The 26,260-nt window shown below is 55.8% G+C and carries 27 protein-coding genes; 17 read left to right on the top strand and 10 right to left on the bottom strand.

Annotation, left to right across the window (positions count from 1 at the left end):
* Window positions 1-15 precede the first annotated feature (15 nt).
* A complete protein-coding gene (gene fadD, locus MY052_RS13855) occupies window positions 16-1,701 on the top strand; it encodes a long-chain-fatty-acid--CoA ligase FadD (RefSeq protein ID WP_123651447.1) in 1,686 nt (561 codons plus the stop codon).
* A gap of 81 nt (window positions 1,702-1,782) precedes the next feature.
* Window positions 1,783-2,898 carry a ribonuclease D gene (rnd, locus tag MY052_RS13850; protein WP_035895405.1) on the top strand — a complete coding sequence of 372 codons (1,116 nt, stop codon included), beginning with the start codon at window positions 1,783-1,785 and terminating at the stop codon, window positions 2,896-2,898.
* A 103-nt stretch (window positions 2,899-3,001) separates the two neighbouring features.
* On the opposite strand, the gene gdhA is transcribed toward rnd, so the two are convergent.
* Window positions 3,002-4,345, bottom strand: coding sequence for an NADP-specific glutamate dehydrogenase (gene gdhA, locus MY052_RS13845; RefSeq protein WP_035895378.1), 1,344 nt, complete (start codon window positions 4,343-4,345; stop codon window positions 3,002-3,004).
* A 235-nt stretch (window positions 4,346-4,580) separates the two neighbouring features.
* On the opposite strand from gdhA, the gene MY052_RS13840 reads away from it, so the two are divergent.
* Window positions 4,581-4,850: a YnjH family protein gene (locus MY052_RS13840; RefSeq protein WP_248537209.1), complete on the top strand. Its 270-nt coding sequence runs from the start codon at window positions 4,581-4,583 to the stop codon at window positions 4,848-4,850.
* Here the strand turns inward: MY052_RS13840 and MY052_RS13835 are convergent.
* Complete coding sequence (locus tag MY052_RS13835) at window positions 4,810-5,226, bottom strand: pyrimidine (deoxy)nucleoside triphosphate diphosphatase (protein WP_248537208.1); 417 nt, start codon at window positions 5,224-5,226, stop codon at window positions 4,810-4,812. The two genes, MY052_RS13840 and MY052_RS13835, sit on opposite strands and share 41 nt — an antisense overlap.
* Window positions 5,227-5,304: 78 nt before the next feature.
* Between MY052_RS13835 and MY052_RS13830 the strand changes: the two genes are divergently transcribed.
* Both MY052_RS13830 and MY052_RS13825 read left to right on the top strand, forming a co-directional pair.
* Window positions 5,305-5,874, top strand: coding sequence for a carboxymuconolactone decarboxylase family protein (locus tag MY052_RS13830; protein ID WP_248537207.1), 570 nt, complete (start codon window positions 5,305-5,307; stop codon window positions 5,872-5,874).
* The gene (locus MY052_RS13825; protein WP_248537206.1) at window positions 5,864-6,496 is read left to right on the top strand and encodes a CDP-alcohol phosphatidyltransferase family protein; all 633 of its coding nucleotides are present in this window, start codon (window positions 5,864-5,866) and stop codon (window positions 6,494-6,496) included. The genes MY052_RS13830 and MY052_RS13825 overlap by 11 nt, the downstream gene beginning before the upstream one ends.
* On the opposite strand, the gene MY052_RS13820 is transcribed toward MY052_RS13825, so the two are convergent.
* The 6 genes from MY052_RS13820 to MY052_RS13795 all read right to left on the bottom strand — a co-directional run bounded on the left by MY052_RS13820 (window position 6,493) and on the right by MY052_RS13795 (window position 12,569).
* A complete protein-coding gene (locus tag MY052_RS13820; RefSeq protein WP_248537205.1) occupies window positions 6,493-7,797 on the bottom strand; it encodes a rhodanese-like domain-containing protein in 1,305 nt (434 codons plus the stop codon). The two genes, MY052_RS13825 and MY052_RS13820, sit on opposite strands and share 4 nt — an antisense overlap.
* 84 nt (window positions 7,798-7,881) lie before the next feature.
* Window positions 7,882-8,514, bottom strand: coding sequence for an ATP-binding cassette domain-containing protein (locus tag MY052_RS13815; protein ID WP_248537204.1), 633 nt, complete (start codon window positions 8,512-8,514; stop codon window positions 7,882-7,884).
* The gene (locus MY052_RS13810) at window positions 8,514-10,049 is read right to left on the bottom strand and encodes an ABC transporter permease subunit (protein ID WP_248537203.1); all 1,536 of its coding nucleotides are present in this window, start codon (window positions 10,047-10,049) and stop codon (window positions 8,514-8,516) included. The genes MY052_RS13815 and MY052_RS13810 overlap by 1 nt, the downstream gene beginning before the upstream one ends.
* On the bottom strand, window positions 10,022-11,215 hold the full coding sequence (locus MY052_RS13805) for an ABC transporter substrate-binding protein (protein ID WP_414627540.1): 1,194 nt from the start codon (window positions 11,213-11,215) through the stop codon (window positions 10,022-10,024). Before MY052_RS13805 ends, MY052_RS13810 begins: the two co-directional genes overlap by 28 nt.
* A complete protein-coding gene (locus tag MY052_RS13800) occupies window positions 11,215-11,916 on the bottom strand; it encodes a TVP38/TMEM64 family protein (protein WP_248537202.1) in 702 nt (233 codons plus the stop codon). The genes MY052_RS13805 and MY052_RS13800 overlap by 1 nt, the downstream gene beginning before the upstream one ends.
* Window positions 11,916-12,569 (bottom strand): TVP38/TMEM64 family protein, encoded by a 654-nt coding sequence (locus tag MY052_RS13795; protein ID WP_248538944.1) that lies wholly within the window; start codon window positions 12,567-12,569, stop codon window positions 11,916-11,918. The genes MY052_RS13800 and MY052_RS13795 overlap by 1 nt, the downstream gene beginning before the upstream one ends.
* Between MY052_RS13795 and MY052_RS13790 the strand changes: the two genes are divergently transcribed.
* Window positions 12,492-12,659 (top strand): hypothetical protein, encoded by a 168-nt coding sequence (locus MY052_RS13790; RefSeq protein WP_202215891.1) that lies wholly within the window; start codon window positions 12,492-12,494, stop codon window positions 12,657-12,659. The genes MY052_RS13795 and MY052_RS13790 overlap by 78 nt on opposite strands.
* A 665-nt stretch (window positions 12,660-13,324) precedes the next feature.
* Here MY052_RS13790 and xthA read toward each other — a convergent pair.
* Complete coding sequence (xthA, locus tag MY052_RS13785) at window positions 13,325-14,128, bottom strand: exodeoxyribonuclease III (protein WP_035897757.1); 804 nt, start codon at window positions 14,126-14,128, stop codon at window positions 13,325-13,327.
* 450 nt (window positions 14,129-14,578) lie between these two features.
* Here xthA and astC point away from each other — a divergent pair, with 450 nt between their 5' ends.
* The 6 genes from astC (at window position 14,579) to spy (ending at window position 21,439) form a co-directional block, all read left to right on the top strand.
* On the top strand, window positions 14,579-15,799 hold the full coding sequence (gene astC, locus MY052_RS13780; RefSeq protein ID WP_248537201.1) for a succinylornithine/acetylornithine transaminase: 1,221 nt from the start codon (window positions 14,579-14,581) through the stop codon (window positions 15,797-15,799).
* Window positions 15,796-16,827 carry an arginine N-succinyltransferase gene (gene astA / locus MY052_RS13775; protein WP_248537200.1) on the top strand — a complete coding sequence of 344 codons (1,032 nt, stop codon included), beginning with the start codon at window positions 15,796-15,798 and terminating at the stop codon, window positions 16,825-16,827. The genes astC and astA overlap by 4 nt, the downstream gene beginning before the upstream one ends.
* Window positions 16,827-18,305 (top strand): succinylglutamate-semialdehyde dehydrogenase, encoded by a 1,479-nt coding sequence (gene astD, locus MY052_RS13770; RefSeq protein ID WP_248537199.1) that lies wholly within the window; start codon window positions 16,827-16,829, stop codon window positions 18,303-18,305. The genes astA and astD overlap by 1 nt, the downstream gene beginning before the upstream one ends.
* On the top strand, window positions 18,302-19,627 hold the full coding sequence (gene astB, locus MY052_RS13765) for an N-succinylarginine dihydrolase (protein WP_248537198.1): 1,326 nt from the start codon (window positions 18,302-18,304) through the stop codon (window positions 19,625-19,627). Before astD ends, astB begins: the two co-directional genes overlap by 4 nt.
* A gap of 9 nt (window positions 19,628-19,636) precedes the next feature.
* On the top strand, window positions 19,637-20,614 hold the full coding sequence (gene astE / locus MY052_RS13760) for a succinylglutamate desuccinylase (protein WP_248537197.1): 978 nt from the start codon (window positions 19,637-19,639) through the stop codon (window positions 20,612-20,614).
* Between the two features lie 318 nt (window positions 20,615-20,932).
* A complete protein-coding gene (gene spy / locus MY052_RS13755; RefSeq protein WP_167540428.1) occupies window positions 20,933-21,439 on the top strand; it encodes an ATP-independent periplasmic protein-refolding chaperone Spy in 507 nt (168 codons plus the stop codon).
* Window positions 21,440-21,538: 99 nt separating this feature from the next.
* On the opposite strand, the gene nadE is transcribed toward spy, so the two are convergent.
* On the bottom strand, window positions 21,539-22,366 hold the full coding sequence (nadE, locus tag MY052_RS13750) for an ammonia-dependent NAD(+) synthetase (protein WP_202215885.1): 828 nt from the start codon (window positions 22,364-22,366) through the stop codon (window positions 21,539-21,541).
* Between the two features lie 227 nt (window positions 22,367-22,593).
* Between nadE and osmE the strand changes: the two genes are divergently transcribed.
* From osmE to chbR, 5 genes are all read left to right on the top strand, one after another.
* Window positions 22,594-22,932, top strand: coding sequence for an osmotically-inducible lipoprotein OsmE (gene osmE / locus MY052_RS13745; RefSeq protein ID WP_035897019.1), 339 nt, complete (start codon window positions 22,594-22,596; stop codon window positions 22,930-22,932).
* 287 nt (window positions 22,933-23,219) lie between these two features.
* Entirely contained in the window at window positions 23,220-23,540 is a 321-nt protein-coding gene (locus tag MY052_RS13740; RefSeq protein ID WP_035897020.1) for a PTS sugar transporter subunit IIB, read from the top strand.
* An 84-nt stretch (window positions 23,541-23,624) separates the two neighbouring features.
* Window positions 23,625-24,983, top strand: coding sequence for a PTS N,N'-diacetylchitobiose transporter subunit IIC (chbC, locus tag MY052_RS13735; protein WP_035897021.1), 1,359 nt, complete (start codon window positions 23,625-23,627; stop codon window positions 24,981-24,983).
* A 54-nt stretch (window positions 24,984-25,037) separates the two neighbouring features.
* Window positions 25,038-25,385: a PTS N,N'-diacetylchitobiose transporter subunit IIA gene (chbA, locus tag MY052_RS13730; protein ID WP_035897022.1), complete on the top strand. Its 348-nt coding sequence runs from the start codon at window positions 25,038-25,040 to the stop codon at window positions 25,383-25,385.
* A gap of 25 nt (window positions 25,386-25,410) precedes the next feature.
* Entirely contained in the window at window positions 25,411-26,235 is an 825-nt protein-coding gene (chbR, locus tag MY052_RS13725; protein WP_115074726.1) for a transcriptional regulator ChbR, read from the top strand.
* The last annotated feature ends 25 nt before the right edge of the window (window positions 26,236-26,260 follow it).

Here is a 26,260-nt window from a genome sequence, read left to right as displayed (position 1 = left end):
TTTAGAGGTGATGCTTTGAAAAAGGTTTGGCTCAACCGTTATCCTGCTGACGTCCCGGCAGAGATCAATCCTGACCGTTATCAATCCCTGGTGGAACTGTTCGAACACTCGGCAACGCGCTTTGCCGACCAGCCTGGCTTCGTCAACATGGGCGAAGTCATGACCTTCCGTAAGCTCGAAGAGCGCAGCCGCGCCTTTGCTGCTTATCTCCAGCACGGGCTGGGGTTGAAGCAGGGCGACCGCGTCGCGCTGATGATGCCTAACCTGCTGCAATACCCGGTCGCGCTGTTTGGTATTTTGCGTGCCGGGATGATCGTGGTGAACGTTAACCCGCTGTACACGCCCCGCGAGCTGGAACACCAGCTGAACGACAGCGGCGCGCAGGCTATCGTGATTGTCTCCAACTTTGCCCATACCCTGGAAAAAGTGGTCGACAAAACCTCGGTGAAGCACGTGATCCTTACCCGGATGGGCGACCAGCTCTCCACGGCGAAAGGCACGCTGGTGAACTTCGTGGTCAAATACATCAAACGTCTGGTGCCGAAATACAATCTGCCGGACGCGATTTCGTTCCGCAGCGCGCTGCATAACGGCTACCGCCTGCAGTACGTGAAGCCGGTAGTGAAGGCTGACGACATCGCTTTCCTGCAATATACCGGCGGGACGACGGGCGTGGCGAAAGGGGCGATGCTGACCCACCGCAACATGCTGGCGAACCTCGAGCAGGTGAAAGCGACCTACGGACCGCTGCTGCACGAGGGTAAAGAAGTCGTCATCACCGCGCTGCCGCTGTACCACATTTTCGCGCTGACCATGAACTGCCTGCTGTTTATTGAACTGGGCGGTAAAAATATTCTCATCACCAACCCGCGCGATATTCCGGGGTTGGTGAAAGAGCTCGGCAAATACCCGTTCACCGCGATGACCGGGGTGAACACCCTGTTTAACGCGCTGCTGAACAATAAAGAGTTCCAGCAGCTGGATTTCTCAACCCTGCACCTCTCCGCAGGCGGCGGGATGCCGGTGAATCACGCGGTAGCTGAACGCTGGGTGAAGCTGACCGGGCAGTATCTGCTGGAAGGCTACGGCTTGACCGAATGCGCGCCGCTGGTGAGCGTGAACCCGCACGATATCGACTACCACAGCGGCAGCATTGGCCTGCCGGTGCCGTCTACCGACGTGAAGCTGGTGGATGACGACGATAATGAAGTGCCCGCGGGTCAGCCGGGCGAGCTGTGTGTGAAAGGGCCGCAGGTGATGGAAGGCTACTGGCAGCGTCCTGACGCTACCGCCGAAATCATCAAAGATGGCTGGCTGCATACCGGCGATATCGCGGTGATGGACGATGAAGGCTTCCTGCGCATCGTTGACCGTAAAAAAGATATGATTCTGGTCTCCGGCTTCAACGTCTATCCAAATGAAATTGAAGACGTGGTGATGCAGCACACCGGCGTGCTGGAAGTGGCCGCCGTGGGCGTGCCGTCCGGCAATAGCGGTGAAGCGGTGAAGATTTTCGTAGTCAAGAAGGATGAAAGCCTGACTGAAGAGGCGCTGATTACCTTCTGTCGTCGCCAGCTTACCGGCTACAAGGTCCCGAAACTGGTTGAATTTCGTCAGGAATTGCCGAAGTCGAACGTCGGTAAAATTTTGAGACGAGAATTACGTGACGAAGCCCGCGCCAAAGTGGACAATAAGGGATAAGTCACGAGTCATGATGCCAAACGCCAGCTCAGCTGGCGTTTTTTTTGGCGCAATCTAAGAGAGTACGAATTGAACTATCAGATGATCACTACCAACGACGAACTCAGCACCCTGTGCGATGCGGTTCGTCAGACCACCGCCGTGGCGCTGGACACCGAGTTTGTCCGCACCCGCACCTATTATCCGCAGTTGGGGCTGATTCAGCTTTTTGACGGCGAACGTACGGCGCTGATTGATCCTCTGAACATTACCGACTGGTCGCCGCTGCAGGCGATTTTGCAAGACCGTAACATCACCAAATTCCTGCATGCGGGCAGTGAAGACCTGGAAGTGTTTATGAACACCTTCGGTTCCATGCCGCAGCCGCTTATTGATACCCAGGTGCTGGCAGCCTTCTGTGGCCGCCCTATGTCCTGGGGCTTCGCGCCGATGGTCGCGGAGTATTCCGGCGTTGAGCTGGATAAAAGTGAATCACGCACCGATTGGCTTGCTCGCCCCTTGACGACGCGCCAGTGCGACTATGCCGCTGCGGACGTCTGGTATCTGCTGCCTATCGCCCACAAGCTGATGGCGGAAACCGAACAGGCCGGGCGACTGGACTGGGCGCTTAATGAATGCCATTTGATGCAGCAGCGCCGTCAGGAAGTGACCGACCCCGCTGATGCATGGCGTGACATAACCAACGCCTGGCAGCTGCGTACGCGTCAACTGGCGTGCCTGCAACTGCTGGCGGACTGGCGTCTGCGTAAAGCGCGCGAGCGCGACCTGGCGGTAAACTTTGTGGTCCGTGAAGAGCACCTGTGGAGCGTGGCGCGCTATATGCCGGGCAGCCTGGGTGAACTGGACAGCCTGGGGCTGTCGGGCAGTGAGATTCGCTTCCACGGTAAAACGCTGATTAGTCTCGTGGAGAAAGCACAAGCGCTGCCGGATGACGCGCTGCCAGAACCGCTGTTGAACCTGATGGATATGCCGGGCTATCGCAAGGTATTTAAAGAAATTAAGGCGCTGGTGCAGGAAGTGGGGCAGGCGAATGACGTCAGTCCTGAAATGCTGGCATCCCGTCGTCAGATTAACCAGTTGCTGAACTGGCACTGGCAGTTGAAGCCACGTAACACGGCTCCGGAGATGATTTCCGGCTGGCGCGGTGAGCTGCTCTGTGGCGGGCTGGATAAGCTGTTGGCGGCGTACCCGCGTTAAGTCTTGTGTTAAAAATCCCGGGGTCGCATTCTGTACGACCGGGCTACATGTTGTTGCATTGGTAGCCCGGACGAGTGAAACGACGCCGGGAAAACTCGCGAGATTAAATCACACCCTGAGCCAGCATTGCATCGGCGACTTTCACGAAGCCAGCGATGTTCGCGCCGCGAACATAGTTAGTTTGCGCTGCTTCACCGCCGTGCTCAACGCAGGCGTGGTGGATATCCAGCATGATATGGTGCAGACGTGCATCCACTTTCTCTGCTTTCCAGCTCATGCGTGCCGCGTTCTGCGCCATTTCCAGACCAGACGTTGCCACGCCACCGGCATTCGCTGCTTTACCCGGTGCGAACAGTACGCCCGCTTCGAGGAACAGGTCGGTTGCTTCGATGGTGGTTGGCATGTTGGCGCCTTCCGCCACGGCTTTCACACCGTTAGCAATCAGCACGCGGGCGGCATCAACGTCCAGTTCGTTCTGGGTCGCACATGGCAGAGCGATATCTACCGGAACGCTCCACGGCTGCTGGCCTTCCAGATACACCAGACCAAACTCGCGCGCGTAATCGGCCACGCGACCGTCGCGGCTGGCTTTGATTTCGCACAGGCGCGCCAGCTTCTCGGTGGTGAAGCCTGCTTCATCTACCACGGTGCCGCTGGAATCAGAAGCGGTCACGACGCGCGCGCCCAGCTCCATTGCTTTTTCGATAGCATACTGCGCCACGTTACCGGAACCGGAAACGGCGACACGCATACCTTCAAAGCCCAGACCATGACGCTTAAGCATCGCTTCAGTAAAGTACACCAGACCATAGCCGGTGGCTTCCGGGCGAATCAGGCTGCCGCCGAAAGAGAGGCCTTTACCGGTGAACACGCAGGCGGTGTCGTTAGAGAGTTTTTTCATCATCCCGGCCATAAAGCCGACTTCACGGCCACCCACGCCGATATCGCCTGCCGGTACGTCTGTGTCGGAGCCCAGATGACGATAGAGTTCGGTCATCAGCGACTGGCAGAAGCGCATCACTTCGCCTTCGCTTTTGCCTTTCGGATCGAAGTCAGAACCGCCTTTACCGCCGCCCATAGGCAGGGTGGTCAAGGCGTTTTTGAAGGTCTGTTCGAAGCCGAGGAATTTGAGAATAGAGAGGTTTACCGACGGGTGGAAGCGCATTCCCCCTTTGTACGGCCCAATCGCCGAACTGAACTGCACGCGCCATGCGCGGTTAACCTGTACCTGATTACGGTCGTCTACCCACACGACGCGGAATTGAATAACACGCTCAGGCTCAACTAATCGCTCCAGCAGGGAAAGCTGGCGATAGCGCGGGTTCTGTTCCAGGAACGGCCAGAGGGTTGTCATGACTTCGCGGACAGCCTGAGCAAACTCGGTCTGGTGTGGGTCGCGTTGTTGAACATGAGCCAGGAAGTTATTGAGGGAGCAAACCTGATCCATAAATATAAGCACCTCTTATGGTTGTGATCGTATGTAGTTGTTATGGTTGTGTTTAATAAAGTGGCATTTTTCGACTATATCATTACCTGGCTAACGGATGACAAGTAAATTCCGGGAGCGAAATAAAATTAATATTTGGGGTGGGGTCATAACTAAAAGCGATGATGTAAAAAATTTAAGTTAGCCCCGATTTTGGTCGATAGTATTAAGAGATGATTTTTCAGGAGATTAAGGGATGAAAACGTTCTGGATTGCGGGCGCACTGGCGCTGTTTTGTCATGCGGCGCAGGCCCGGCCTCAGCTGGAAGTCAACGTTCCGCCGGAGGTGTTCAGCAACAGCAACACCACCCAGCGGGCGCAGCCGTGCGCTCAATGCTGTATTTATGAAAATCAGAACTACTCTGAAGGGGCGGTTATCAAAGCGGAAGGCGTGCTGTTACAGTGCCAGCGCGATGAAAAAACCATCAGCACGAATCCGCTCGTGTGGCGGCGGGTAAAGCCATAAACGCGTGAAGCAACGGTATGTCGGCGGGAGCTAATGCGTAGCTTAACGCCTCCTGCGGCGTACACCACGCCAGTGCGCTGTGTTCACGGGCGATGATTTCACCGTCAAAGCGCGGAACGTACCAGGCGTGGAGATGGATAATCCGCCCGGATACCTCGCGCTGGTGGCTGGCAACGTAATAGGCAGGCCAGGCATGAATGGCTAACTCTTCGCGCAGTTCGCGTACCAGCGCTTCTGGCTGCGTTTCTCCTGTTTCCACTTTTCCGCCCGCAAACTCCCACAGCCCCGGCTGATCGGCATGAGGTGGGCGCTGGGCAAGCAGAATTTTGCCGTTTTGTTCGATAATGGCGGCAACAACATCAATGGTTTTCAGCATAGCGGTCAAAGACGTGATAAAGGGAATGCCATATTATCGCTGCTTTGTTGTCAGCTAAAGCCTTGCAGGAGTCTCCGGGTGAAAAATAAACAACCCTGGGTGCAGCCGCTCAGTCAGTTACCCCTCAGTTTAAAACCCATCGTTGCTATGCAGCAGAAACATTACGGTAGCGTATTGAACCCAACCCGCTGGTGGGGGCGAATACCGCGATTGTTCTGGTTAGTGGCGTTGTTCGTTGGCTATCTGGAGCGTAAAAAAGCGCGCCTGGACCCTACGCTTCGGGCGCTGTTGATGACCCGGGTTTCCCAGCAGTGTGATTGCGCATTCTGTATTGATGCCAACAGCTTGCGTCTGGCGCAGCGTAGCGGGGCGATGGATAAAGTGCTGGCGCTCGCTGACTGGCACACCTCGACGCTTTTTTCTCCTGCCGAGCGTGCAGCGCTGGGCTATGCGGATGCGGTAACGGCTACGCCGCCGCGCGTATCCGATGAGCAAAAAACATCGTTACACTGTCACTTTTCAGATGGGCAGATAACCGAGATGACCGCGCTGGTAGCGTTCCAGAATTTGTCCGCGCGCTTTAACGCCGCGCTGGAGATCCCGTCACAAGGGCTGTGCAGCACGGATGGAGATTCACATGCTAGATAAGCACCTGCATCCCCGCCTGAAGCCGCTGCTCAACCGGGCCGCCCAAGCGTTAGATAGGCCGGGTATTTCCGCCGACGGCATCACGTTAATGGGCTTTGCCATCGGTGTGTTGGCACTGCCGTTCCTGGCGCTGGGTTGGTATGGCGCAGCGCTGGTGGCGATTGTGGTTAACCGTCTGCTCGACGGCCTTGATGGTGCGCTGGCGCGCCGACGCGGGCTGACGGATGCCGGAGGATTCCTTGATATCGCCCTCGATTTTCTGTTTTACGCGCTGGTGCCGTTCGGCTTTATGCTGGCAGATCCCGCGGCTAATGCCCTCGCGGGCGGCTGGCTGCTCTTCGCCTTTATGGGCACCGGCAGCAGCTTTCTGGCGTTTGCGGCGCTGGCGGCAAAGCATCAGATTGATAATCCGGGCTACGCGCACAAATCGTTGTATTACCTTGGCGGCTTAACTGAAGGCTCCGAGACGATTCTGCTGTTTGTACTGGGCTGTTTGTTTCCGGCGTGGTTCGCGTGGATGGCGTGGGTGTTTGGCGCGCTGTGCTGGATGACGACGTTTAATCGGGTGTGGGGAGGGTACATGACGCTGAAAAACCTCCAGCGTCATGAAATGACGGATTAGCGAACGCTGTCCGGGCCGCGGTCGCCGGTGGAAACAGGGTTGTTCGGGTTGCTGCTCCACTCGTACCAGCCGCCGTCGTAGACGCTGACGTTCTGCCAGCCCATCGCACGGGCGTACATAAAGGTCTCAGACGCGCGCCAGCCGGTGCCGCAGTAGAAGGAGACCTGCTGGGTTGGCAGAATATTCCAGGACTTCCACATCGCGGCAATATCATCTGCGCTGCGCATGGTACCGTCTGGGTTATGGAAGTCTTCCATGTGAGTAGAGTCGCTGCCCGCATGGCCCCAACGTGCGCCCGCAATCTCACCTTTTGGCTTAATGTAGCTGTAGCCGCTGGTGGTGCCGATGAATTCCGGCCACGAACGAATGCTGACCAGCGACGCATCCTGGCGATGCAGCAGGCCGCGCGCCTGTTCCATATTCAGCATCAGCTGCGGCTGGCCTGGGATGGGTGCGCCGAAGTCCGGTGCCGGGGCCACGTCTTTTGGCAGACCGCGTTCTACCGGCAGGCCCGCGTCGGACCAGGTTTTCCAGCCGCCGTCCAGTAAACGTACATCTTTCACGCCCGCATACAGCATAATCTGCGCGACGCGCGCTGCGGCATAGACATCGCGACCGTAAAGGATCACGGTGGTGTCATGGCGGATACCGTGTTTTGCCAGCATCGCTTTAAGCTTATCGTCAGAGACTTTATTCCACAGCGGCTCGCTTTCCACTTCGTTAGTGTCGATATAGCCCGCGTTCGGAATATGGCTGACCAGATAGAACTTCGGCGCGCCCCACGCGGCTTCAATGACCTTGTAGTCGCCCGCGGGTTTCGCCGGGACGTTTTTCCCCTGCTGTAAATCATGCAGCCACTGAGGGTAGACCAACTGCTCAAAGTGCGGCAGCTTTTGCAGACGGTCAGGCTGCTGCAGCGCATCGCTCAGCGTGGAAATATTGCTGAAACCGGCCTGTTTCAGGCGTTTGGCCACCGCTTCGTTGTCTTTGCTGTCGCCATAGAGCGCAATGTCGGTCGTTTTACTCAGCTGATGCTGCTGTGCCCACGCGCTAAGCTGTTCGTTGTTCATCGAAGAGAGCCAGCTTGCGGAGAGGTTCAATGCGCCCGGTTCGTGGCCCTGCGTGCCGTTAACCTGCTGTGGCCAGCCGTTATAGAAGGCGCTCAGGCGCGTATCAATGGCGGTCCCTTTTTGCTGCAGCAGGTGGGTGAAAGTTAAGGTTTTTGCCGTTTCAGCAGCAAAGACAGAGGAGGCGAGGCCAAGGGCAACGGCCAGCGCAGTCAGTTGAGAAACACGTTTCATCAAATCATCCGACGAGGAAAAAAGGAGCATTATTCTGAACCTCCAGATGGGTAAATACCTTGCGTTAACGCAGTTTTTCCCGCGTCAGCGGAACTCGCTAAGCTGTAAACAAGCGGCATGGGGAGGAACATCGTCCGGGTCGTGGGTCACCTGGACGACCGGGATCTGCTGCTGGCTCAGTTCATCAAAAACCCATTGGCGAAAATTTGCGCGTAATGTTTTATCGAGACGGCTAAACGGTTCATCCAGCAGCAGCGCGTCGGGCTCGGCCAGCAGGGCGCGAAGCAGCGCCACACGAGCGCGCTGACCGCCGGAGAGCGTTGCCGGGTCACGGTGATAAAACCCGCCGAGTTCGACATGCTCCAATGCTTGCTCAACGCGGTCGCGGCGCGCTTTCCGTGCGACGGTTGCCGGCAGCGCCAGACTGAGGTTCTGTCCAACGCTCATGTTGTCAAACAGCAGCGCATCCTGGAATAACACGCCGATACGGCGTTTCTCGGTTGGCAGCGTGTCGCAGCGCTGTCCGTTAAGCCACAGTTCTCCCTGGGCGCGAAAGGCACCGTCCAGCGCGCCAACCATCCATGAAAATAGCGTCGATTTTCCACAGCCCGACGGTCCCATGAGCGTCACTATCTCGCCGGGTTGAGCGGTGAAATGGATATCGCGCAGCAATGGCTGCCCATTGAGCGAAAGCGTGAGGTGTTTGACCTGCAACATTAACGTAATCCTCGACGGTAATGGCCAATGCGACGCGCCAGCAGCGCGGTGAATAAAAAGAAACCCATCGGCAGGAGGAGTTGCCACAGCGCCTGCGCCGCGAGTGACCCGGTCACGCCGCCGCTGCTGAGCGCGACCGCTTCGGTGGTGAGTGTGGGCACGCGCCCCCCGCCGAGCCACTGCGTTGGCAGGTACTGGGCGATGCTGACGGAGAAGCCTACGGCCAGCGCGGAGAGGATCGGCCGGATAATCAACGGGCATTTCAGGCGCAGGAATATCCGTCCGTGCCCCCAGCCCAGCGTTTTTGCTAGCAGTATCTGGCGGGTATCTATCTGTTGCCAGGCAGGGTGCAGCACGAAAAGCATCCACGGTACCACCCACAGCAGATGCCCCCACATGACCGTGACGAATTGCCCGTCCAGCCAGCCATAAAGTGCCAATTGATATTGCCCTGCTGCCAGCGGCAGCGCGGGGAGCAGCAACGGCAGGGTCAGCCAAATCGGCATAGATGAAGGCCCCCATTCGAGCCACAGTAGGCAGACCCCTGCGCCGATTAACGCCGAGAATAGCGCCAGCCCAAGGCTGTTATTGAACGTGTCAGTACTGGGAAATGTCGTATGTGCGAACCAGGCCAGGCACAGGGTGCAGAAAAGTCCGCTGAACGGCAGCAGGATGCCGATAACCCGTCCAGGCAGCAATGGAAAATCAGGGTGTCGAATACCTGTTGGAAGCGGCTCGCGCGCTTGCCATCTTGACCCGATCAGCCTGCAGGTTCCGGTTATGGCGGCCAGCAGCGCCAGTAACAGCAGGCAGGCCAGGCCGCCTTTAGCCCGATCGCCCGGGTCGGCTGAGTTCAGCCATTGCCAGGCGAGGACGGCCAGCGTCGGCGGGTTGCCGGGGCCGATAATGACTGCTACGTCCACCACGGAGAGTGTCCACGCCGTCGTCGCCAGTAGCGCGACTTTTAACGCCGGGGCCAGCGCGGGCAAGATGATATGAGTAAGACACTGCCCGCGTCCATAGCCCAGGCTCTTAAACACCACCACCTGTTCCGCCAGCCGTCGTTCACCCAGCAGCCCCCAGCATACCCACAGCAAAAATCCGCTCTCCTTCACCGCCAGGACCAGCCCCAGCCCGATGCCATAGCGATCCTGAACCGGTTGGATAATCGGCAACAGGCGATAAAGTGCGCCGCCTTCAGCAAACAGTATCAGGGCGCAGGTGGCAAAAGCGACGTGTGGTAAGGCCAGCAGCAAGGGAAGGCGAGATGCCAGCCGCTGCCAGCCGGCCGAGGGCCAAAGGGTGGCGATAACGAACAGCGCCAGAAATAGCGCACCGCCCACGCCGAGCAGGGTGGAAACCAGCGTAGCGGCGAGCGCTTGCGCCAGCTGCGGTTCATTGAGCAGGTACTGCCAGTGGGCGAACGAAAATGCAGGCATCGCCATGATGCCTGCGGCAGGGAGCAGGGGCAGATAGATAGTCAGCATCATGCCCCAGCAGAGCAGCGTTAGTGCGTACCGTAACGGCGCAGCCATTCCTGCTCCAGCGCATTTACCCAGGCCGCGTGTGGCTCAGCCAGTACCTTTGGGGTATTTTCCTGAATGAGCGATTGCAGCGTTTTTTGCTGTGCTCCGCTGAGCTTTTGCGGGTCGAGTACGCTGGGGTCGCCCCATATTGCCGGGTCCGCTTTACGAAGCTGAGCTTCAGGCGACAGCAGGAAGTTCGCCACCACCTGTGCTCCCGCGCTCGCGGAGGCATTCGCGGGAATCGTCACAAAGTGAACGTTGCCGAGCATGCCGCTCAGGAAGCCAAAACTGTAGCTGTCCTTCGGCAGCTCACCTTTTGCCACCTTCTGTTTCGCGTGCATCGGGTTAAAGGTCAGAGAAAGGCGCAGCGTACCGTTGCTCAACATGGTGTCCATTCGCGCAGGTGAAGGCGGGAAATCTTTGCCGTTACGCCACAGGTAAGGGTGCAGTTTATCAAGATAGGCCCATAGCGGTGCGGTTACGGTCGCGAACGTTTTCGCGTCAGGCGGCTGCTTTAGTGCATCGGGCTGTGCGGTGAGGTCAATTAACAGCTGTTCCAATAGCGCGGTGCCGGTAAAGTCCGGCGGGCGCGGGTAGGTCACCGTGCCGGGATGGGCTTTGGCAAATTCGAGCAGCGCCTGTGCCGAGTCTGGCGGCTGCGGTGTTTGCTGCTGGCGGGCGATAAAAGTCAGCTGCGCGCTGCCCCACGGAGACTCCGCGCCTTCCACGGGCACCGAAAAATCTTCCTGAACGGGTTTGCTGACATCAACATAGCGCCAGTTCGGCAACTGTTCCGCCCAGCCGGTGCGCAGCAGATTAGCTTCTTTCAGCGCGCGGAAGTTTTCGCCGTTGACCCACAGCAAATCGACCGAACCGTTGGTTTTACGCCCGGCCTGCGCCTCGGTCTGAATGCGCTTTACGGTGTCTGCGGCATCGGCAATGTGGACGATGCGCAGGTTAATGGCGTAATCGCGTTTTACCTCTGCGCTGACCCAATCAAGATAGTGGTTCACCGCTTCATCGCCACCCCAGGCGTTAAACCAGACGGTCTGGCCTTTGGCTTCGCTTTCAACCTGCTGCCAGCTTTGCGCGTGTGCCATAAATGGGCTCAGCGCCAGCATACTAAGACCGAGCAGGCCGTTGCGCAGGCGATGTGTTTTTCCGTGGTAAGGCATCATGAATTCCTCTTTTGTCGTTCATGGTAGACCGTCTTAGCGACAACGATAACGATAGTCAGTGCAAACAAAATAAACAGCCCGGTGATAAACCAGTAGGTACCTCCGGTTAGCAGACTGCCCACCCACGAATAGACGATGGTGGCGGGAAGCTGGCCGATACCGGTGGCGATAAAAAAGTGGCGAAAGCGCAGTGACGTTAGTCCGGCGGCGTAGCTCACCGGGTCGAACGGGACGAAGGGCAGCAGGCGACAGATCAAAATGGTGTGCTTGCCATAGCGCTCAAAAAAGCCGTCGATACTTTTGAGCACCATTTTTCCCGTCAGCTTCTCGACCACGCCGCGCCCCATCAATCGAGCGATGTAGAAGCACAGTGCGGCGCCGGCCATCGAACTCGTCCACGAGAGCACCGCGCCCCAGAACGCGCCGAACAGCGACGCGTTGGCGAAGGTGATAAGAAAAGCGGGCAGCGGGGCAGCGACGGCCTGAAAAATCATCAATACAAACGAGACGGCGGCAGCCTGTGAGCCGTAGGAGTGAATAAACCGCTCAATGCCCTGCTGGTCGACGCTAAGAAACGCGGTCAGGCTCTGATCGATAAAAGCCTTCACGCTCGGAATACACCACCAGGCGAGCAGCAGCGCGATACCTGCCGCGAGCAGCAGCAGGCGGAAAAACAGCGTGGCGCGGCGCGAAGGCATCAGCGCTCTTCTCCGGAGAGATCCACGCGTTTATGTCGGGCATAACATCTGGCGGCCTGTACCAGCGCAAACAGCGCTAGCCCGGCGAGGCTCAGTTTGAGGATGAATGCCAGCGTCAGGCCGTGTGTTGCCAGTTCGCTCGCCATCAGCGTGTAGATAAAAATTCCCGGTAGCGTGGTGAGCGCGGAAATCAGGGTGTAGGGCCAGAACGGGATTGCGGTCAGACCGTAGGCGTAGTTTTGAATGTTGTAGGGAAAGAGCGGGATGAGTCGGGTAAGAATCAAAAAGTCGATGCCGCTGCGGGCGATACCGCGTTCTATAGCCTGAAAGGTGGTCGTATGCCCGACGTATTTCACGAGTAGTGAACGTCCAAGCCAGCGAGCCAGCAGGAAAGAGATTGCGGAGGCAAGGGTGGCGGCAATGAGCGAGAGCAGGGTGCCGAGCCAGGGGCCAAAGACGATGCCTCCGACGAGCACCAGTGCGCTGCCGGGCAGCAGGCAGACCGTGGCGAGAATGAACAGGGCGATGTAAATAGCGTAGCCAGGCGTGCCGCTCTCGCGTACGAGCGTTTGCAGGTGACGGAGGTTAGTGACCAGGTCAGTCAGGCCGAAAGTGTGGGTCAGGATAACCAGGAGGGTGATGACAGCGACGATGAGCAGGAGCTTAGCGGCTGTGGGGTAGTGACTTCTTTTGCATGGGGGTCCTCCTGGTGGGAAGAAAAAGTGCGCGCGACGGTATTATAGATTAGGGGACACTGCAAGATTTTAGCGTTGGTTTATTGATTTTGCTCAGAATTTTTGGGGGTGGTTTGCAGGTTGGGTGCGGGGTTCCGTTCACTTTACGTTGGGTGGAATATGAAGTCCCTTCACCGGTGAACGGGCGAAGGGGTGCGGCCGCGCACCCCTTCGCAATCCCCGCGGCCCCGCAGGGAAATCGGTGCTTCGCACTGCGCTCACCTACGAATTCCAGCCTGCAGCACGGCGAAACTCGACATCCCTGTCTCGGTTCGCCTCAGTCCGCCATCCATGGCGTCCTGACCTTGTCTTCCATTCTTCGGCTCGCCGATTTCCAGCGGGGACTCCGCCGTTTCAGTCACTCAGGTTTTTGCTGTTGGCTAAAAAACTGCTCTGGTGTTGGTGGCGTCTAAATCGCCGAAGCGTTTCCCGTAGGCCGGGTCAGCCCACAGGGATGTGGGCTGAGGGCGTGGTTCACATGGATGTGAACTCACGCCCGACCCGAAGCCGGAGGGAATAAGCTGAGGGAACCACGAAGTGGCGATTTTGCCGCCAGAGCCCGGGGGTGCAGGGGGCGGCGGCGATTGGCCGCCCCTTGCGCGCTCCCTGCGCCAGCGCAATTTATATGGCTAGCATTGGAAGGGAGCGCAACAGGGCACTAAACCGAACGAGAACTATTTAAACGTCGCCCACACCGGCGCATGATCCGACGGCTTCTCCATCCCACGGATCTCATAATCAATCCCCGTCTCCACGCAGTGCGCCGCCAGCGGTTGGCTCGCCAACAGCAAATCAATACGCAGCCCACGATTATCGTCAAACCCCTTGGAACGGTAGTCAAACCACGAGAAACGATCGTTAGTCTCCGGATTCGCATTACGGAACGTATCCACCAGACCCCAGCCCAGCAGACGCTGCATCCACTCGCGTTCTTCCGGCAGGAACGAACACTTGCCGGTGCGCAGCCAGCGTTTACGGCTGTCTTCACCAATCCCGATATCGAGGTCGGTCGGGCTGATGTTCATGTCGCCCATAATCAACACCGGGTTCTCTTTACTCAGTCGGGTTTCCAGATAGTCCTGCAAATCCTGATAAAACTTAGTCTTGGCCGGGAATTTGGTTTCATGGTCACGGCTCTCTCCCTGCGGGAAATAGCCGTTCATCACCGTCACGTTACCAAACGGTGACGGGACTTCGGCGATGATCAGACGACGCTGCGCTTCAGGGTCGTCGGTCGGGAAACCACGGTGTACCGCAATCGGCTCGGCTTTGGTCAGCAGCGCCACGCCGTAGTGGCCTTTTTGCCCGTGGTAGAAAACGTGGTAACCGAGTTTAGCCACGTCTTCCAACGGAAACATATCGTCGTGAACTTTTGTCTCCTGCAGGCCAATCACATCAGGTTGATGTTTTTCAACGATGGCTTCCAGTTGATGAGGGCGGGCGCGCAGGCCGTTGATATTAAAAGAGACAAATTTCATAGTCGGAGTCACTTTACCTGGTGAATTGTGACGGGATAGTAGCAGAATTTAACGTGGCTCGCTGCTTCCGGCCGGTGGTATCGCCAATTTCTTTTATCGTTACTGCCATGTTACCGAGCAAAAAACGCACCAGATTGAGGCAATCTGCGCCGTAATGAGGCGTAAATCTACGATAAATTTCGCAGTTGATCACAAATCCAGAATGATATTTTGCTGATGCATAATATTTCTTAATTTCACCCTGCAATCATCGCCAGTTGTCACTAATATTCACTTTTTATGCATTTTGTGTGAATAAGTGTCTGCCTTAACTCATTGATATTTCGTTGTCAAACCTCGTTTATGCATTTTTATCTCTCGCTGGCATGAACTGTGCAATCTACATTTAAGGTGAAACGCACTCAAATTATTAACATAAAATAAACCATTTATTTACTTGTCGAGGTCGCTATGTCTCAGTCAATCAGCCGTCAGAATTTTGATCAGTGGATGATGCAGGTATACGCGCCGGCACCGTTTATTCCTGTGCGCGGTGAGGGGGCCTGGCTGTGGGATCAAGAGGGGAAAGGGTATATCGATTTTGCGGGCGGGATTGCCGTGAATGCCCTGGGACACGCGCATCCCGCGATGGTCCGCGCTCTGACCGAGCAGGCGACGAAATTCTGGCATACCGGCAACGGCTATACCAATGAACCGGCGTTAAGGCTGGCGAAGCAGTTGATTGATGCCACCTTTGCTGACCGCATTTTCTTTTGTAACTCCGGGGCGGAGGCCAATGAAGCGGCGCTGAAAACGGCGCGTAAATTCGCCCATGACCGCTTCGGCGCACATAAAAGCGGCATTGTGGCGTTCAAAAATGCGTTTCACGGCCGCACGCTGTTTACCGTTACCGCTGGCGGCCAGCCCGCTTATTCGCAGGACTTTGCGCCGCTGCCGCCGGACGTGCGTCACGGAATATATAACGATCTGGAATCTGCGCGCATGCTGATTGATGACAGCACCTGCGCGGTGATTGTCGAGCCTATTCAGGGGGAAGGTGGGGTGATCCCGGCGACGCCTGCATTTTTACGTGAACTGCGCGAGCTGTGCGACCGCCACCATGCGGTGCTGATTTTCGATGAAGTACAGACCGGCGTAGGCCGCACCGGCGAACTGTACGCCTACATGCACTATGGCATCACGCCAGATCTGCTCACCACCGCGAAAGCGCTGGGTGGCGGCTTCCCAATTGGTGCGCTGCTGGCGCGTGAAGAGGTAGCGAGCGTCATGACCGTCGGCACCCACGGTACCACCTACGGCGGTAACCCGCTGGCCTGCGCGGTTGCGGGTGAGGTGCTTTCTATCATCAATACGCCTGCGGTGTTAAACGGCGTCAAACAGCGCGAACAGTGGTTTAAAGAGCGCTTACAGGCCATAAATGCCCAGTTTGGATTGTTCAACGAGATTCGCGGCATCGGCCTGCTGATTGGCTGCGCGCTGCGTGACGAATACGCCGGAAAAGCCAAGCAGATTAGCCTGCTGGCCGCCGAAGAGGGGCTGATGGTGCTGATTGCTGGCGCCAACGTGGTGCGTTTTGCCCCTGCGCTCATCGTCAATGAAGAGGACGTGACGCTCGGTCTGAACCGTTTCGCCGCGGCCTGTGAACGTTTTGTCGCGGGAGAATCATCATGATGATAATCCGTCCAATCGCGTCCGGTGACTTGTCCGGCCTGCTAAAACTCGCCGGGAAAACGGGCGGCGGGCTGACCTCGCTACCGCAGGATGAAGCGACGCTCGGGGCACGCATTGCCCGCTCGCAGGCCACCTGGCAGGGGACGCTGCCGCGCGGCGACCAGGGCTTTGTGTTCGTGCTGGAAGATACCCGCAGCGGTGATGTGGTGGGGGTCTGCGCCATTGAGGTGGCCGTCGGCATTAACGATCCCTGGTATAACTACCGGGTTGGTACGCTGGTGCATGCGTCAAAAGAGCTGAACGTCTACAACGCGCTGCCAACGCTGTTTCTGACCAACGATCACACCGGCAGTAGCGAACTGTGCTCACTGTTTCTTGACCCAGAATGGCGCAAAGAGAGCAACGGACACCTGTTGTCATCCTCACGCTTTCTGTTTATGGCCGCCTTTCGCGACCGCTTTAACCACAAGGTGGTGGCGGAGATGCGCGGCGTCATCGACGACCACGGCTATTCGCCGTTCTGGGAGAGCCTCGGCAAGCGCTTTTTCTCGATGGAGTTCGCCCGCGCGGATTATCTCTGCGGTACCGGGCAGAAAGCCTTTATCGCCGAACTGATGCCGAAGCATCCGATCTACACCGATTTTCTCAGCGAAGAGGCGCGGGCGGTGATTGGTCAGGTGCATCCGCAAACGGCGCCTGCGCGTGCTGTGCTGGAAAAAGAGGGCTTCCGCTATCGTGATTATGTCGACATTTTCGACGGCGGTCCGACGCTGGAGTGCGATATTGACCGCGTGCGCGCGGTGCGTAAAAGCCGCCTGGTCACGGTGGTCGCGGGTGAACCGGCGGGGGCGGAACTGCCGCTGTGCGTGGTGGCAAATGAACAGTATCAGCACTATCGCGCCATGCTGGTGCATGCTGACCCGCAGGCAGATGTCCTGTCGTTAAACGCTGAACAGTCCGATGCCCTGAACTGCCACCCGGGCGATGCCGTTCGCCTGGTACGCCTGTGCCCTGAGGAGAAAAAATAATGAGCCTATGGATTAACGGACAGTGGCTGAAAGGCCATGGCGCGGTGCGTCAGAGCGTAAACCCGGTAACCGCAGAGACGGTGTGGCAGGGTAACGATGCGGATTCCGTCCAGGTGGAGATGTCGGTCGCGGCGGCACGCTCGGCCTTTCCCGCCTGGGCTCGTCTGCCGCTGGGGGAACGTCAGAGGATAGTCGAGGCTTTTGCCGGGCTGCTGGAAGTGAATAAAACGTCGCTCGCTGAAACGATTGCTCGTGAAACCGGCAAACCGCGTTGGGAAGCGGCAACGGAAGTGGCGGCGATGATCAATAAAATCGCCATCTCCATCAAGTCTTATCACAGCCGTACCGGAGAGAGCCATACCGAGATGGCGGACGGTGCAGCGTCACTGCGTCACCGTCCGCACGGTGTGCTGGCGGTTTTCGGCCCTTATAACTTTCCCGGGCATCTGCCGAACGGTCATATCGTTCCGGCGCTGCTGGCGGGTAACACGCTGGTCTTTAAGCCCAGCGAACTGACGCCAGAATGCGGCGAAGCGGTGGTGAAACTGTGGGAGCAAGCCGGGCTGCCTGCGGGAGTGCTGAACCTTATACAGGGCGGCCGTGAAACCGGCGAAGCGCTGAGCGGGCAATCGGGTCTGGACGGCGTGCTTTTTACCGGCAGTTCGGCGACCGGTTTCCATCTGCATCGCCAGCTTGCCGGGCAGCCGCAAAAAATGCTCGCGCTGGAGATGGGCGGCAACAATCCGCTGATTGTCGACGATATTGATGATATCGATGCGGCGGTGCATCTCACCATCCAGTCAGCGTTTGTCACCGCCGGGCAGCGCTGCACCTGCGCCCGTCGGCTGCTGGTGAAACGCGGCGCTACGGGGGATGCTTTCCTGCAACGTCTAGTCGATGTGGCCGGGCGAATTGTACCGGGGGCATGGAATGCGGAACCGCAGCCGTTTATTGGCGGGCTCATTTCGCCATTGGCCGCCGAGCGCGTCTATCAGGCCTGGCAGCACCAGGTGGAAAAAGGCGGAAAAACGCTGCTGGCGCCGCGTTTAATCAAACCGGGTACCTCGTTGCTGACGCCAGGGATTATTGAACTGAGCGAAGCGCGTGATATTGCCGATGAAGAGGTATTTGGGCCGCTGCTGGGCGTATGGCGCTATGATGATTTTGATGAGGCAATTGTTCTTGCCAACGACACCCGCTATGGCCTTTCCTGCGGTCTGGTCTCGCCGGAACGTGAGAAATTTGAGCGCCTTCTGCTGGAGGCGCGCGCCGGGATAGTCAACTGGAATAAACCGTTGACCGGTGCTGCGAGTACCGCGCCGTTTGGCGGTACCGGCGCTTCCGGTAACCATCGCCCCGGCGCGTGGTATGCCGCAGATTATTGCGCCTGGCCGATGGCGAGCCTTGAGTCAGCGACGCTGACCCTGCCAACGGCACTCAACCCTGGACTCGATTTTCACCACGAGGTGAAATCATGAACGCCTGGGAAGTGAACTTTGATGGACTGCCGGGGTTGACCCACCATTACGCCGGGCTGTCGTTCGGCAATGAAGCGTCGGCGAAACACCAGTATCAGGTTTCTAACCCGCAACGGGCGGCGAAGCAGGGGCTATTAAAGATGAAGGCGCTGGCGGACGCGGGATTCGCGCAAGGCGTGATCCCGCCCCAGGAGCGACCAAACGTGGCGCTTCTGCGTCAGCTCGGTTTTGGCGGACGTGATGAGCAGGTTATTGCCAAAGCCGCGGCCCAGGCCCCTGAATTGCTGAGCGCCGCCAGTTCGGCTTCGGCGATGTGGGTTGCCAATGCCGCGACGGTTTGCCCCTCAGCCGATGCGCTGGACGGGAAAGTGCATTTCACGGTGGCTAACCTTAGCAGCTTGCTGCATCGCGCCAGTGAAGCGCCAACGACGCAGGCCATTCTCGAGGGCATTTTTGCTAACCGGGATCACTTTGCTGTACACCAGGCGCTGCCGTCCGTTGCCGCTTTCGGTGATGAAGGCGCCGCGAACCATAACCGTCTGGGGCGTGATTATGGCCAGCCGGGCATACAGCTCTTTATCTATGGCCGGGATGCTACCGGTGCTACACAGCCGCAGCGCTATCCCGCCCGGCAAACGCGCGCGGCAAGCGAAGCGGTGGCACGGCTTAATCAGCTCAATCCAAATCAGGCGATTTTTGCTCAGCAAAATCCCCATGTGATTGACCGGGGCGTGTTCCATAATGATGTGATCGCGGTCAGTAACCGGCAGGTGCTGTTTTGCCACGCGGAGGCGTTTGTAAACCAGCCCGCGCTGATGGCCCAACTGGCGCAAAAAATACCGGGGTTTATACCGATTGAAGTTCCCGCTTCTCGTGTCTCGGTGGATGATGCGGTTTCGACCTATCTGTTTAACAGTCAGCTATTGAGCAAACCTGACGGCAGCATGATGCTGGTGTTGCCGGGGGAGGCGCAGGAACATCCGCGGGTCTGGCGCTACCTGAACCAATTACTGGCAGACGATAACCCCATTGACGAACTGCAGGTATTCGACCTGCGTGAAAGTATGGCCAACGGCGGCGGGCCAGCCTGTTTGCGCCTGCGAGTCGTACTGACAGATGACGAGCGCCGGGCGGTGAATCCTGCGGTGATGATGAATGACACGCTGTTTGCCACGCTGAATGATTGGGTGGATTGCTATTATCGCGATCGCCTGACCCAGGCTGACCTGGCTGACCCTCAGCTGTTACAGGAAGGGCGCGAGGCGCTTGACCGCTTAACGCAAATATTGCGACTGGGTTCGCTTTATCCATTCCAGCGCTAAGAAGGTGATATGAAACATTTTCTGGCCCTTACGCTCGCGGGAAGAATGCCGGCAGAGCCGGAAGGCGATACCGACTACTTTCACTGGGAATGGCGTGAAGCGGGCGTGCTGCAGCTCACGCCGCATGAACCCTGCTCTCAGGCGCTGGTCCTGTCGGCGGGGATACACGGTAATGAAACCGCGCCGGTCGAGATAGTCGATTATCTGCTGCATGCGCTGATAAAAGGTGAACTCAAGCTGCGCTGGCATCTGCTGGTGGTGCTGGGGAATCCGCCTGCGTTGCGTGATAACAAGCGCTATTTGCATAGCGATATGAACCGCATGTTCGGTGCCCGCTGGCGGCATTTTCCCGTCAGCGACGAAACGGTCCGTGCTGCAAGCCTTGAACAGGCAGTAACGGCGTTCTATCAGCGTTGTCCGGCGGAGGTGCGCTGGCATCTGGATTTGCACACCGCCATTCGTGGCTCTCATCATCAGCGGTTTGGCGTTTTACCTGCGAGAGAGACGCCATGGGACCCACCGTTTCTTCGCTGGCTGGGCTCGGCAGGCATGCAGGCGCTGGTTTTCCATCAGTCGCCCGGCGGTACCTTTACCCACTTTAGCTGCGAGTACTTTGGCGCATTAGCCTGTACGCTGGAACTCGGGAAGGCAAAACCGTTTGGGCAAAATGACCTGAGCCAGTTCGCGCTGGTGACGCGTCAGCTTAGGCATCTGTTGGCGGGAGAATGGGGCGGAGGGTCATCAGCCGTACCGCTGTACTACCGCGTAGTGCAGCAGATAACCCGACGTAGCGCTGATTTCCGCCTCTATATGTCGGCGCAGACGTTGAACTTCACCCCTTTTGCCAAAGGCACGCTGCTGGCTGAAGATGGGGATACCCGGTATGTAGTAGCTTCGCCGTGCGAATATGTCCTGTTCCCGAATCCAGAGGTGGCATTGGGGTTACGAGCAGGATTAATGCTGGAGCGCTGTCCAACGCAGGATTAATTAAACGAGCCGCGCGAGCCTTCGTCGCGGCTTTTGATCTTTAGTGCCACACTTTATTGCAGATAATTCTTAGTATTTTGCTTTATTATTAATCTTGCCTGCTTTATAATTCTTCAAAATCTCTTCTTAATCAGTGTCTTGAATATTTTTGTAGCAACTCTCCATAGTTTTTCCTTAATTCCCTCATAATTGGCACGAAATCGTTTTTTACACTTTCATTGTTTTACGCACGCTCTGATTAATTGACGATAAACCCCGTAAAGTTAATCTCGTCAACACGGCGATGCGCCGTCAGAATAACTGAAAAGTAAGGATTCGATGATGAAAAAATTAACTGCTCTGTTTGTTGCCTCTACCCTGGCTCTGGGCGCGGCGAACCTGGCTCACGCTGCGGACACCACCTCTACGACCACCACCGATGCGGCACAGCCGAACGGTACGATGATGCATCATCACAAAGGTAAAATGGGCCCGCGTCATGACATGATGTTCCAGGGTCTGAACCTGACCGATGCTCAGAAACAGCAGATTCGCGACATCATGAAAGACAGCCGCCAGAACATGAAACGTCCGCCGCAGGAAGAGATGCGCGAGATGCATAACCTGATTGCGAGCGATAGCTTCGACAAAGCGAAAGCAGAAGCGCAAATCAGCAAAATGGAAGCCCAGCATAAAGACATGATGTTGTCTCGTCTGGAAACCCAGAACAAGATCTACAACATCTTAACGCCGGATCAGAAAAAGCAATTTAATGCCAATTTTGAGAAGCGTCTGACAGAACACAAAGCGCATGAAGGTAAAATGCCTCCTGCGCCAGCTGAATAATACTTTCAGCGTACTGTCTTAAGACCGCCGAAGTTGCCCATAAACGCCATCAGGCAATGGGCAGCTCCGGCGGTTTTTTATTGCCGATAAATCAATAGACTACTTCTTCCAGAAATCGTCGAAAACCGTGATCGGCGTGCGGCGTTTGTGCTCGGTCTTCAGATACCAGCCTTCGATGGTTTTGGCGATATCCGCAGGCAGCGTTTTACCTTCCAGATAGTCATCAATGTTGTCATAGGTGACACCCAGCGCCGCTTCATCCGGCAGAGAAGGGCGATCATCTTCAAGGTCAGCGGTTGGCGCTTTCTTATAAAGGTGTTCCGGGCAGCCAAGCTCGGCCAGCAATTGTTTACCCTGGCGTTTGTTGAGGCGGAAAATCGGGTTGATGTCGGTACCGCCGTCACCGTACTTGGTGAAGAAGCCGGTAATGGCTTCAGCCGCATGGTCTGTACCGACCACCACACCGCTGGTCATCCCGGCGATGCTGTACTGCGCTTTCATACGCTCACGGGCTTTTTCATTACCGCGAACAAAGTCGCTGAGTTCAATACCGGCCTCGCGCAGCGCCTGCTCGCTGGCCAGCACCGCACCTTTAATGTTTACCGTCAGTACGCGATCCGGCTGAATAAAGGTAATCGCATCCTGGCAGTCTTGCTCATCGGCCTGAACGCCGTAAGGCAGGCGGACGGCAATAAACTGCAGCGCGCTGTCGCCAGTTTCGTCACGCAGCTCATTAATCGCCTGCTGGCACAGTTTCCCGGTAAGGGTCGAGTCCTGGCCGCCGCTAATCCCCAGTACTAATGATTTGATAAACGGATAGGTTTTCAGATAAGCCTTAAGAAAATCCACGCTGCGGCGGATCTCTTCTTTTGCATCAATCTGTGGTTTTGCGCCGAGCGCCTGAATAATGTCTTGTTGTAATGCCATTTACCCCTCCGGAATGTGTGTGCCGCCCTGAAAATCGCGTGTCGTTGGCCCATCAGAACAAAGTGTTAAAACTACCTCTTTGACGGTAAAACGACAAGGATCACAGTTTTGACTGCTGGATATTAGCCCGATTTACCGTGGGTTACGGTAATCAATTCGCTGACTAAGTTGATAAATAGCAATATTTATTCCAGGCTTAATGAACACCAACAAAAAGGAGAGGGAAGATGAACAAGAATGTAGCAGGGCTTCTGGGTGCAGCAGCGGTATTGACCATGCTAGCAGGCTGTACCGCCTACGACCGTACGAAAGATCAATTCACTCAACCGGTAGTAAAAGATGTCAAAAAAGGGATGAGTCGCTCCCAGGTGATGCAGATTGCGGGCAAACCCTCTTCTGAGGTGAGCATGATTCATGCCCGAGGGACCTGCCAGACCTACATTCTGGGTCAAAGAGATGGTAAAACTGAAACCTACTTTGTGGCGCTGGATGACACCGGCCACGTCATCAACTCTGGCTACCAGACCTGCTCCGAGTACGACACGGACCCTGCAACCAAGAAGTGATACTCGTGCATTTATAGGATTCGTACGAAAGCCCGACCCCTGTGTCGGGCTTTTTTATGAGGCATCATGCTTATTTCTTGTCGCGAATTATTTTGAGCAAAGTGTGAAGGTAGTCAAAATGGGAGGTCAATGAGAGACAATTTTTGGGTGATGAGAATTATCCGTACACAAATTGTTGCCGTATACTCATCCCATAAACAGAAGAAACTCATCTGTTACATACGAGGGTAGTGGGCACATGGAACATCGCCCGATGATGACAGATTTCACAAGTTGAGGAAGCGTGAATGGAAAAGAAACATATCTATCTATTTTGTTCTGCAGGCATGTCCACTTCATTACTGGTCTCCAAAATGCGAGCTCAGGCTGAGAAATACGAAGTGCCGGTTATTATTGAAGCATTCTCCGAAGCCTTCGCTGCGGAAAAAGGTCCAGAGGCTGATGTCGTATTACTTGGCCCACAAATCGGCTATATGCTGAATGATATTAAAAAGATTCTGCCGAACAAGCCGGTTGAAGTTATTGATTCAACCCTCTACGGCAAGGTCGATGGTTTAGGTGTGTTAAAAGCAGCTGTTGCTGCAATTAAGAAGTCAGCTGCGCAGTAATTTTTGATTTATTTTCCCCGTCAAAGAGTTATTTCATAATTAATCGCCGCAATATTGATTGCGGCCTTTTAAGGGTATTTTTCTATGAGTAAAGTGATCGATTCGCTTGAAAAGGTACTCCTTCCTTTTGCTGTTAAAATAGGAAAGCAGCCTCACATCAATGCCATTAAAAACGGTTTTATTAAATTAATGCCACTGACCCTCGCGGGGGCCATGTTCGTCTTAATTAATAACGTTTTCCTGAGTTTTGGTGAGGGGTCATTCTTTTATTCAATGGGGGTCCGCCTGGATCCATCAACCATTGCGACCTTAGACAGCTTTAAAGCCATCGGCGGTAACGTTTATAACGGTACCTTAGGCATTATGTCGCTGATGGCGCCTTTCTTTATTGGCTCTGCGTTAGCAGAAGAACGCAAAGTTGACCCAATGGCAGCAGGCCTGCTGGCGGTAGCGGCCTTTATGACCGTCACCCCATACAGCGTTGGCGATGCTTATGCCGTCGGTGCAAACTGGCTGGGCGGTCAAAACATTATCTCCGGTATGATTATCGGTCTGGTTGTGGCGGAACTGTTCACCTTCGTTATCCGTCGTAACTGGGTCATTACGCTGCCTTCGAGCGTACCTTCATCGGTTGCGCGCTCCTTCTCGGCGTTAATCCCGGGCTTCCTGATTCTATCTATCTTCGGGATCCTCTCCTGGATTCTGTCCTCGTACGGCAGCAACTTCCACCAGATCATCATGGACTCCATCTCCAAACCGCTGGCAGCAATGGGTGGTGTGGTAGGTTGGGCTTATGTGGTGTTCAACAGCCTGCTGTGGTTCTTCGGTGTTCACGGTTCTCTGGCGCTGACCGCGCTGGATAACGGCATCATGACCCCATGGGCGCTGGAAAACATCGCGCTGTACAACCAGTACGGTTCCGTTGACGCAGCGATTGCCGCTGGCCAGCAGTTCCACTTCTGGGCGAAGCCGATGCTCGACTCCTACATCCTGCTGGGTGGTTCCGGTGCGACTCTGGGTCTGATTATCGCCATCTTCATTGCCTCCCGTCGCGCTGACCATCGTCAGGTAGCGAAACTGGCTCTGCCATCCGGTATCTTCCAGATTAACGAACCGATTCTGTTTGGTCTGCCGATCATCATGAACCCGGTCATGTTCATCCCGTTCGTCCTGGTACAGCCGATTCTTGCAGCGATCACCCTGGCGGCCTACTCCATGGGCATCATTCCTCCGGTGACTAACCTGGCACCGTGGACCATGCCAACCGGCCTGGGGGCGTTCTTCAACAGTAACGGTAGCGTTGCCGCCCTGATTGTCGCGCTGTTCAACCTCGGTGTCTCGACGCTGGTTTACCTGCCATTCGTGATGATTTCGAACAAAGCGCAGGCCACCATTGAAGAAGAAGAAAGCGAAGAAGACATCGCTGCCTCTCTGAAATTCTAATGCCAATGCGGTATGGAGCGAGTCTCCATACCGCCCTCACAAAAGGGAAAAGTTATGTTTGATCTGGATAATGTTGTTGCTGAGGACGTGCAGGAAAACGATCTCGAAGAAGTGGTGATGGGCCTGATTATCAACTCAGGGCAAGCACGCAGCCTGGCATACGCCGCGCTGAAACTGGCTAAGCAGGGTGATTTCGAAACCGCAAAAGCCACGATGGAACAGTCCCGCATTGCGCTGAGCGAAGCCCACCGCGTGCAGACTCAGCTGATTGAGAGCGATGAAGGCGAAGGTAAAATGAAGGTGAGTCTGGTGCTGGTCCATGCGCAAGATCATCTTATGACCTCAATGCTGGCGCGCGAGCTGGTTGCTGAATTGATCGAACTCCACGAGAAGGTACAATAGGCTTTTCCCTATGAGGCAACCAAAGATGATCACCATGGAAATTAACACCGCCCGAGAACAACAGCTCTTTAACGGTAAAAATTTTCATGTCTTCATCTACAACAAAACGGAAAGTATCAGTGGGTTACACCAGCACGACTACTACGAGTTCACTATCGTACTAACCGGCCGCTATTATCAGGAGATAAACGGTAAGCGGGTCATGCTGGAGCGAGGCGATTTTGTCTTCATCCCGATGGGGTCGCATCATCAGAGCTTCTACGAGTTCGGTGCTACGCGAATTCTCAACGTCGGGATCAGCAAAGATTTCTTCGATACCCATTACCAGGCTCTGGTACCGTTTGCGCTGGTTGCTTCGCAAGTCTATTCGATCAAAAGCACGTTTCTTAGCTACATTGAGTCGGTTATTGCATCACTTCATTTTCGCGAAACGGAATTCGACGAATTTATTGAACTGGTTTCCTTCTATGTGATTAATCGTCTACGACATCACCGGGAAGAGCAGGCGCAGGATGTGACGCCACAGTGGTTAAAAACCACCGTAGAAGCCATGCACGATAAATTAAAATTTGGTGAAGGTGCGTTGGAAAATATGGTCGAGTTATCCGGGAAAACCCAGGAATATTTAACCCGAGCCACCCAGCGCTATTATGGCAAAACGCCGATGCAGATTATCAATGATATCCGCATTAACTTTGCCAAGAAACAACTGGAAATAACCAACTACTCGGTAACCGATATTGCGTATGAGTCAGGTTACAGCAGCCCAAGTTTGTTTATTAAAACATTCAAGAAGCTGACCTCATTCACGCCAAGCAATTATCGTAAGAAACTGACGGTTATTAAATAACGCACTACGATATTATTTCGTAGTT

Origin of the sequence: Kluyvera ascorbata, assembly GCF_023195735.1 — a bacterium.
Taxonomy (GTDB): Bacteria; Pseudomonadota; Gammaproteobacteria; order Enterobacterales; family Enterobacteriaceae; genus Kluyvera; species Kluyvera ascorbata.
The sequence above is the reverse complement of the archived record's forward strand: the minus strand, read 5'-3'. Positions and strand labels throughout refer to the sequence as shown.

Excerpts from the sequence above, each read along its gene's own strand:
- MY052_RS13805 (WP_414627540.1), bottom strand. The coding sequence starts at position 11,215 with ATGCCTTACCACGGAAAAACACATCGCCTGCGCAACGGCCTGCTCGGT.
- MY052_RS13840 (WP_248537209.1), top strand. The coding sequence starts at position 4,581 with ATGAAAACGTTCTGGATTGCGGGCGCACTGGCGCTGTTTTGTCATGCG.
- astE (WP_248537197.1), top strand. The coding sequence starts at position 19,637 with ATGAAACATTTTCTGGCCCTTACGCTCGCGGGAAGAATGCCGGCAGAG.
- MY052_RS13800 (WP_248537202.1), bottom strand. The coding sequence starts at position 11,916 with ATGCCTTCGCGCCGCGCCACGCTGTTTTTCCGCCTGCTGCTGCTCGCG.
- osmE (WP_035897019.1), top strand. The coding sequence starts at position 22,594 with ATGAACAAGAATGTAGCAGGGCTTCTGGGTGCAGCAGCGGTATTGACC.
- chbC (WP_035897021.1), top strand. The coding sequence starts at position 23,625 with ATGAGTAAAGTGATCGATTCGCTTGAAAAGGTACTCCTTCCTTTTGCT.
- MY052_RS13740 (WP_035897020.1), top strand. The coding sequence starts at position 23,220 with ATGGAAAAGAAACATATCTATCTATTTTGTTCTGCAGGCATGTCCACT.
- MY052_RS13835 (WP_248537208.1), bottom strand. The coding sequence starts at position 5,226 with ATGCTGAAAACCATTGATGTTGTTGCCGCCATTATCGAACAAAACGGC.
- MY052_RS13820 (WP_248537205.1), bottom strand. The coding sequence starts at position 7,797 with ATGAAACGTGTTTCTCAACTGACTGCGCTGGCCGTTGCCCTTGGCCTC.
- astC (WP_248537201.1), top strand. The coding sequence starts at position 14,579 with ATGTCTCAGTCAATCAGCCGTCAGAATTTTGATCAGTGGATGATGCAG.
- spy (WP_167540428.1), top strand. The coding sequence starts at position 20,933 with ATGATGAAAAAATTAACTGCTCTGTTTGTTGCCTCTACCCTGGCTCTG.
- gdhA (WP_035895378.1), bottom strand. The coding sequence starts at position 4,345 with ATGGATCAGGTTTGCTCCCTCAATAACTTCCTGGCTCATGTTCAACAA.
- astD (WP_248537199.1), top strand. The coding sequence starts at position 16,827 with ATGAGCCTATGGATTAACGGACAGTGGCTGAAAGGCCATGGCGCGGTG.
- xthA (WP_035897757.1), bottom strand. The coding sequence starts at position 14,128 with ATGAAATTTGTCTCTTTTAATATCAACGGCCTGCGCGCCCGCCCTCAT.
- astA (WP_248537200.1), top strand. The coding sequence starts at position 15,796 with ATGATGATAATCCGTCCAATCGCGTCCGGTGACTTGTCCGGCCTGCTA.
- MY052_RS13810 (WP_248537203.1), bottom strand. The coding sequence starts at position 10,049 with ATGGCTGCGCCGTTACGGTACGCACTAACGCTGCTCTGCTGGGGCATG.
- chbA (WP_035897022.1), top strand. The coding sequence starts at position 25,038 with ATGTTTGATCTGGATAATGTTGTTGCTGAGGACGTGCAGGAAAACGAT.
- astB (WP_248537198.1), top strand. The coding sequence starts at position 18,302 with ATGAACGCCTGGGAAGTGAACTTTGATGGACTGCCGGGGTTGACCCAC.
- nadE (WP_202215885.1), bottom strand. The coding sequence starts at position 22,366 with ATGGCATTACAACAAGACATTATTCAGGCGCTCGGCGCAAAACCACAG.
- MY052_RS13815 (WP_248537204.1), bottom strand. The coding sequence starts at position 8,514 with ATGTTGCAGGTCAAACACCTCACGCTTTCGCTCAATGGGCAGCCATTG.
- MY052_RS13825 (WP_248537206.1), top strand. The coding sequence starts at position 5,864 with ATGCTAGATAAGCACCTGCATCCCCGCCTGAAGCCGCTGCTCAACCGG.
- chbR (WP_115074726.1), top strand. The coding sequence starts at position 25,411 with ATGATCACCATGGAAATTAACACCGCCCGAGAACAACAGCTCTTTAAC.
- rnd (WP_035895405.1), top strand. The coding sequence starts at position 1,783 with ATGATCACTACCAACGACGAACTCAGCACCCTGTGCGATGCGGTTCGT.